At 62.8% G+C, this 7116-nt stretch carries 9 protein-coding genes and 1 pseudogene; 3 read left to right on the top strand and 7 right to left on the bottom strand.

What is annotated here, in order from left to right; translation table 11 throughout:
• The 5 genes and pseudogenes from EN932_RS39045 to EN932_RS24535 all read right to left on the bottom strand — a co-directional run.
• Positions 1–161, bottom strand: a pseudogene (locus EN932_RS39045) (AbrB family transcriptional regulator); the annotation flags it as partial.
• A 91-nt stretch (positions 162–252) separates the two neighbouring features.
• Positions 253–498, bottom strand: a complete 246-nt coding sequence (locus EN932_RS24520; protein ID WP_127368478.1) for a type II toxin-antitoxin system Phd/YefM family antitoxin — start codon at positions 496–498, stop codon at positions 253–255.
• A gap of 28 nt (positions 499–526) precedes the next feature.
• Positions 527–835, bottom strand: a complete 309-nt coding sequence (locus EN932_RS24525) for a putative quinol monooxygenase (protein ID WP_013529933.1) — start codon at positions 833–835, stop codon at positions 527–529.
• A gap of 63 nt (positions 836–898) precedes the next feature.
• The gene (locus EN932_RS24530) at positions 899–1678 is read right to left on the bottom strand and encodes an SDR family oxidoreductase (protein ID WP_013529934.1); all 780 of its coding nucleotides are present in this window, start codon (positions 1676–1678) and stop codon (positions 899–901) included.
• A gap of 125 nt (positions 1679–1803) precedes the next feature.
• Positions 1804–2241 (bottom strand): DsrE family protein, encoded by a 438-nt coding sequence (locus EN932_RS24535; RefSeq protein WP_127368479.1) that lies wholly within the window; start codon positions 2239–2241, stop codon positions 1804–1806.
• Positions 2242–2343: 102 nt separating this feature from the next.
• On the opposite strand from EN932_RS24535, the gene EN932_RS24540 reads away from it, so the two are divergent.
• The 3 genes from EN932_RS24540 (at position 2344) to EN932_RS24550 (ending at position 4157) form a co-directional block, all read left to right on the top strand.
• Positions 2344–3462, top strand: coding sequence for a hypothetical protein (locus tag EN932_RS24540; RefSeq protein ID WP_127368480.1), 1119 nt, complete (start codon positions 2344–2346; stop codon positions 3460–3462).
• 66 nt (positions 3463–3528) lie between these two features.
• Complete coding sequence (gene vapB, locus EN932_RS24545) at positions 3529–3774, top strand: type II toxin-antitoxin system VapB family antitoxin (protein ID WP_023760667.1); 246 nt, start codon at positions 3529–3531, stop codon at positions 3772–3774.
• Positions 3771–4157, top strand: a complete 387-nt coding sequence (locus EN932_RS24550) for a type II toxin-antitoxin system VapC family toxin (protein ID WP_127368481.1) — start codon at positions 3771–3773, stop codon at positions 4155–4157. Before vapB ends, EN932_RS24550 begins: the two co-directional genes overlap by 4 nt.
• Positions 4158–4163: 6 nt before the next feature.
• On the opposite strand, the gene EN932_RS24555 is transcribed toward EN932_RS24550, so the two are convergent.
• Entirely contained in the window at positions 4164–5111 is a 948-nt protein-coding gene (locus EN932_RS24555) for a cation diffusion facilitator family transporter (protein ID WP_127368482.1), read from the bottom strand.
• A gap of 5 nt (positions 5112–5116) precedes the next feature.
• Positions 5117–7116 (bottom strand): anthranilate synthase (locus tag EN932_RS24560; protein WP_128369122.1); only part of this gene is annotated, 2000 nt, incomplete at its 5' end.

Below are 7116 nucleotides of genomic sequence, written 5' to 3' on the forward strand. Positions count from 1 at the left end.
GGCCCGATCAGCAGCGCCGCCGGCAGGGCGGCGAGTTCCAGCGCGCCGGCAAACAGCAAGGAAACAACCAGCAGGGCAAGCCACTGCCAGAGCCTGCGCATCCGCGCCATGCGCTCGAGTGTGGGCAGGTCCGGGGAGGGCTGCTCGGCCGAGGAATCCATGTTTCGCTCTTAGACCCGCAGGGCGAAAAATGCGAACCGCGATTCACAGAAAAATGATTGTTTCACCCGCCCAGGTGTCGAGTAACAGGTCTCACAAGCCGGCGTTGAACCGTTGCTCGATCTCATTGCGACCCGTGCGGTCGAAATCGTCGGGGACGGAAAACTGGCCGGCCATAAAACCGACCCGTCGCGCCTGCAGCGCCGGCTGTTCGATCGGCACGATTCTGGCCAACGGCTTGCCGGCTTTGGCAATAACAAACGACTCGCCTTGGGCTGCACGTCTCACAAGGCGCGACAGATGAGCTTTCGCATCGCGAATGTTTACTGTCTGCGTCAAAGATTGCTCCTCAAAATTGGCATCGAACTCACCCCGTCTTGCTGTCGGCTAGGCCGAAGCCGCCGACGGGGTGGGTCTCGACCTGGAATTCGAAGCCGGCGATGAACGGCCGCGCCTTGGCGATCGCCGCCTGGACTTCGGGAAGCTGCAGCGAGGCCTTGTGGCTTTCGGCGTCGGTCCACACTTCGGTGACCCAGATCGCGTCGGCATCGGCGGGATCGCGGGCGATGATATAGCTCAGGCAGCCCGGCAGGGCGCCGGTGCTGGCGCGCAGGAGGTCCATGACCGCGTCGCGCTGGCCGCGCGACGCCCGCATCTTGCCGATCAGTCCGTACATTCCGTTGTCTCCCTTTGAGGTTTTCGACAAGAGCGTGCAGATCGCCAGTATGCCGATAGCCGTTCAAGGCATCAACTGGCCGCCATTCACCTCGATCACCTGGCCGGTGATGTAGCCGCTGAGAAGGTCGGAAGAGAGGAACAGATAGGCGCCGACGCAATCCTGCGCCGTGCCGGCGCGTCCCTGCGGAATGGTGGCGACCATGCCCTTGATCTGCTCGTCGGTCGAATAGCGCTCGTGGAACGGGGTGAGAATTGTGCCGGGCGCCACCGCGTTGACGCGGATGCCGAAGCCGATCAGCTCCTTGGCCATGCCACGCGTCACATTGGAGACGAAGGCCTTGGCCGAGCCGTAAAGCCCGGCGCCGCCGCCCGCACCATTGCGGGCGGCGATCGACGAGGTGTTGACGATGAAGCCGCCCTGTTTCTTCAGCCACGGGATCGCCTTGCGCGAAGCAGTCAGCACCGAACGGGCGTTGAGGTCCATCACCGCATCGTAATGCGCCTCGGTCTGCTCGGCATAGGGGATGCGGCCGAGCATGCCGCCGGCATTGTTGACCAGCCCGTCGAGGCGGCCGAAATATTGCGCACTGTCCTCGACGACGCGCTCGACATCGGCGGCAACGGAGAAATCGCCCTGGACGAGAAACACCTCGCCGCCCTTGTCGGCAATCGTCAGGCCGAGCTTCTCGGCGGCGTCGCGGCTCGAGTTATAATGCAACGCCACCTTGCATTTCTGCGCTGCATAGGCCAGCGCGAGCGCCGCCCCGATGCCGGTCGATGCACCGGTAACCAGCACTGCCTTGCCGGCAAGATCGGGTATGCTGAGTGTGGTGGCTGGCACGGTTCTTCCTCCGGGATGTCTGCCTGCCCTTCGTAGGCCCTTGCCACCCCGGTGTTCAAGCCTTGGAGCAATTCAAGGAAAAGTGTGAGCGCTTTCCCCGGGGGATTTGCGTCAAACAAACCGCTCTACGGACGCAGATAGGCGTAACCCTGGCCTTGCAGTTCGGCGAGTTTGACGACGCCGCCCTTGTCGGCGGCATGAAATCCGGCGAGCAGGTCGGGGAGTGTAATGTCCATGCCGTGCATGGTGTTGGCGCAGGCGTGGGGTTCCAGTCCCTGCTGCACCAGGCCGGCGAAGCGCCCGGAAATCGCGGCCGATATGCCTTTCGACTTGAAGGCCGCGAGCGCGGGACCATGCACGACCAGCACGATGTCGACCTTGCCGCCGGTGCCTTCATAATGGTTCTTGATGTTGCCGAGCACGAAATTGACCTTGTCGCTGTCGCTCAAGTGGTAGGCGACTTTTTGCCTTGTGGGCTCGGTGGCGGCTGCCTGTGCTGCCCGCAGACCGAGAAGCGTTCCGGTTCCGGCAAGAACCGTGCGGAACATATCGCGCCGGCGCATGGCATCCTCCTCCGCTTGGCGGCTGACCGCGAATTGCGTGACTCCAGCCGCAATACTAGCATAAATTGCCGTTGCGTCCTTTCGATGCGGAGGAGAGGTCACATGGCGTTGAAGGAATGGGCGTTTGGGTTGGGGGAATGGAAGACGGTTGCCGGCGCCGGGTTTTGCGCCGTGCTGCTCGGCGCGCTTGCCGGATCGGCCTCCGCCGACGATGCGCTGAAGCTTACCGAACTCAGTCCGAACGGCGCTGATGCCTGTTTCGGCCGCGTCTATGATGCGGCGCATCTCAAGGCGCACCCGAAGCAGAAGGTGGCGCGGATCTTCTTCTACTACGGCCATGATCCGGTCAGCCGGCCGAACGAGGAGCCGACCGGGAATTCCGACACGTCCTACAATGCCTTCATCGCCACCACGGTGCGCGGCGCCAAGTCGCCTGAATGGGCCGGCGGCTGGTGCAATCATGCTTCCGAGGACGGCAAGACGGGCCCGGTCCATTGCGGCATGGAATGCGACCGGACGCTTGCGTCGCTGAAGGTCGATGACAAGGGTCGGCTGTTCCTCTCGGATCTGCAGCCCGACATCTATCTCGATGCCGGATCAGAAGAGGAGCTTGGCGCAGCGGAATATGACAGGCAGGCGCTCGGCTCGGAGGATGACAATTTCCGCCTCGACCCGATGCCGGCAGCGACCTGCCAGGCGGAGTTCGCGCGCATCGATCCAGTCGCCGCTGCGCTCGGAGCTCCGTTGCGCGAGCGGCTGAAGCCGGACCAGGCGTTCTGCTACGGGCGCGACTACGATGCAGCGCATCTCGGCTCGCACCCCGATCAACTCACCCAGTCGATCCGGGTTTTCCGCGGCAAGGTAGAACTGGCGTCCTTCGCCTCGGGCGGTGACACCGCCAATTGGCCAGACGGCGCCGACATTGCCGTTACCGTCACCACACGGCAGAAATCGGCTAAGGTGACGCAGACCTATTCCTGCCAGGGCGAAGCCGACCAGTGGCGCTGCGCGGCCAGCACGAAGATGAGCGATTTCTCCTGCGACATCGCGCAGAAGGAGATTTTCCTCAAGCGTGGCGCCAACGGCACGATGATGCTGGCCAACCCAAACAGCGCGCTTGCAATCGTCGACCTGTGTTCGAAGGCGGACGCCGGAAAGACGAAATCCGACGACAAGGTCTATCGGCTGAAGCCAATGCCGCAATCGGCCTGCTCGCCCTGAGCTCGGACTTGTCTACGTCGCCATGAAGGGATATATCTTTGCTATATCTCATTTGAGGATAGCGTGATGGACAAGGCGAAAGTGTTCTGGTCGGGCCGGTCACAAGCTGTGCGTCTGCCCAAGGAGTTCCGTTTCGAAACAGATGAGGTTTCGATCCGCCGTCACGGGCAAACCGTCATTCTGGAACCGCTTGCGCAGGACTGGGCGTGGCTAGACCAAGTGATCGGACCGCTTGATAACGATTTCGCCGAGGCGGCGCTCGAACGTCAAGACGGGCAGGATCGACCTGCCTTGGATGACGTTTTCAAGTGATCTACCTGCTCGACACCAATGCCGTCATCGCGGTCATCAAGGGCGACGCGGGTCTGTTGGCGCTGCTAAAACGGCACAGGCCGCAGGACTATGCCCTCTCTGCGATCGTCGCGCACGAACTGCACTATGGTGCTGAAAAGAGCCAGCGAAGGGCTGAAAATTTGGCGCGCATCGAAGCTCTGCAGTTCCCGGTGCTCGAATTCGACCGAGAAGACGCAAGACATGCTGGGGAGATTCGGGCAACGCTTGCGACGTTAGGAACTCCGATCGGTCCCTACGATGCGTTGATCGGTGGGCAAGCGCGCGCTCGGAACCTTGCGCTGATGACCCGTAATGTCCGGGAATTCGAGCGGATCAAAGATCTCTCAATCGAGACCTGGTGAACCGCCTCATGCGAACGGCACGGCCGTGGTGCCCTTGGGCAGCTTGGCCTCGTCGTCGGGCTCGACATGGATGGTGACGCGCACCGAGGGGATTTCGGCCTTCAGCGCATCCTCGATGCGGTCGCAGATGACATGGCTGGCGCCGACCGACATGTGTGCGTCGACGACCAGATGAAACTCGATGAAGGTGGCGCGGCCGGCGATGCGCGTCTTGAGGTCGTGCACTTCAAGTGCGCCCTTGCAGTTGGCCGAGATGACGTCGCGGATGCGCATGTGCTCCTGGGTGTCGACGGCGCGGTCCATCAGCCCGTTCATCGACGAGCCGATGACATGCCAGCCCTGCCACAGGATGTTCAAAGCCACGAGGACGGCAAGTGCGGGGTCAAGGATCTGCCAACCGGTCAGGATCGCCCCGACCAGGCCGCCGAAGACCCCGATCGAGGTCACCACGTCGGTCATGATGTGGTTGCCGTCGGCGACCAGTGCCGGTGATTTCTCCGCCCTGCCGGCGCGGATCAGCGTCCAGGCCCAGAAGGCGTTGATAGTCGTGGCAACGCCGTTGACCGCAAGACCTTCCCAAGGCTGTTCCAAGGGTGACGGAGTCTGCCAGGAGCGCCAGACCTCGTTGAGGATCAATAGCGCGGCAAGCACGATCAACACGCCTTCCAGCACTGCCGAGAAATACTCGGCCTTGTGATGGCCGAAGGGATGATCCTGGTCGGCCGGCTTGTGGCTGATCTGGATCGCCCAGAAGGCGGCGACCGAGGCGATGACGTTGACGATCGATTCCAGTGCGTCCGAATAGAGTGCGACTGAGCCGGTGACGTACCAGGCGGCAGCTTTCAGCGCGAGCACGACAAAGGCGACGATAATCGACCAGAAGGCGAGGTTCGCGACCTTGCGCTTCGCGGCCGCCTTGGCCGCGATCGCCATCGTGTTCTCGGCTTCGGCCATGATCGTCAGGCGGCCTTTTCCTTGGCCTTGCGCGGCAGGTGGGCGACGATGTTCTCGATGATGCGCATGCCGGCATTGTGCCCGAGCGTCATGATCGATTCCGGGTGGAATTGCACTGCGGCGATCGGCTCCTTGCGGTGCTCGAAGGCCATGATGACGCCGTCCTCGGTCTCGGCCGTGACGATGAAATCGTCGGGCAGCCGCACCGGATCGGCAAAGATCGAGTGGTAGCGGCCGACGGTGACTTCCTTGGGCAGGCCCGAGAAGATGATGCCGGGCTTGGAGACGCGGATGCGCGACGGCTTGCCGTGCATCGGTATGTGCAGCTGCCGCAGTTCGCCGCCATAGGCCTCGGCCAATGCCTGCAGGCCAAGGCAGACGCCGAAGATCGGCAGTTCGCGGGCGCGCGCCTTCTTGATGGTTGCGGCGCAATCGAAGTCCTTCGGCGTGCCGGGGCCGGGCGACAGCACGACGAGGTCGGGTTTCAGCCGGTCGAAGACTTCCTCAGGCACCGGCGAGCGAACGGTCGAGACGTTGGCGCCGGTCTGGCGAAAATAATTGGCCAGCGTGTGGACGAAACTGTCCTCGTGGTCGACCAGCAGGATGTTGACGCCGTCGCCGACGCGCGCGGTGGTGCGCTCGGTGCTGGCGGAATTGCCTGTCTTGGCGTCGCGGATGGCGGAGAGCATGGCGGATGCCTTCAGTTCGGTTTCGGCTTCTTCTTCCTCGGGAATGCTGTCGAACAGCAATGTGGCGCCGGCGCGCACTTCGGCAATGCCGTCCTTGATACGGATGGTGCGGAGCGTCAGGCCGGTGTTCATGTCGCCGTTGAAATTGACCATGCCGATCGCGCCGCCATACCAGGCGCGCGGGCTCTTCTCGTTCTGCTCGATAAAGCGCATGGCCCATAGCTTCGGCGCGCCGGTGACGGTGACCGCCCAGGCATGCGACAGGAAGGCATCGAAGGCATCCATGCCTTCGCGCAGCCTGCCTTCGATGTGGTCGACCGTATGGATCAGGCGCGAATACATCTCGATCTGGCGCCGGCCGATAACGCGCACCGAACCCGGCTCGCAGACCCGCGACTTGTCGTTGCGGTCGACGTCCGAGCACATGGTCAGCTCGGATTCGTCTTTCTTCGAGTTGAGCAGTTTCAGGATCTGCTCTGAGTCGGAAATTGCGTCGTCGCCGCGCTTGATGGTGCCCGAGATCGGGCAGGTCTCGACGCGGCGGCCGTTGACGCGCACGAACATTTCGGGCGAGGCGCCGATCAGATATTCACCTTCGCCCAGATTGATGAAGAAGGAATAGGGCGACGGATTGATGGCCTTCAGCTTGCGCGAAATCTCGGACGGCTGCGTCTCGCAGCGCTCGTAGAACATCTGGCCCGGCACGACCTCGAACAGGTCGCCGCGCTTGAACGAATCCATCGCCTTGCGCACCAGGTCGGCGTATTCGCCGGGTTCATGGTCGCCGCGCGGCGGGATGCGGTCGGGGCTCTTGAACGGCTCGGAGATTTCGTCGCGCGGCAGCCCTTCGGTCGAAAAACCCTCGCCGGCATAGTCGTAGCGGTCGGTCCATGCCTTGGCCGAATAATGGTCGACGACCAGGATCTCGTCAGGCAGGAACAGCACCAGGTCGCGCTGGCTTGGCTTGCGTTCGAGCTTGTAGTCTACCGGGTCGAACTGGAAGGCGAGATCGTAGCCGAAAGCGCCGTAGAGACCTAGATTGGCGTCTTCCTCGGTCTTGAACAGAGCGGTGATGGCGCGCAGCACCGTGAACACCGAAGGAACGCGGCTGCGCTCTTCTTCCGTGAAGACACGGCCGGGCTTGGCGACGTCGAGACGGATGAGCCTTTTCGATGTCTCGGCGATGGTGATATCGGCCAGGCTACCCAGCGCCTTGCCGATGACCGGCAACAACACCTCGCCACGGCCGTTGAGGGCCTCGACACGCATGGCGCGGCCGCGCGCGGAGATAACCAGAGGCGGGTCGATGATGGCGG

It is taken from the genome of Mesorhizobium sp. M7A.F.Ca.US.002.01.1.1 (assembly GCF_004022955.1).
GTDB classification, from domain to species: Bacteria; Pseudomonadota; Alphaproteobacteria; order Rhizobiales; family Rhizobiaceae; genus Mesorhizobium; species Mesorhizobium ciceri.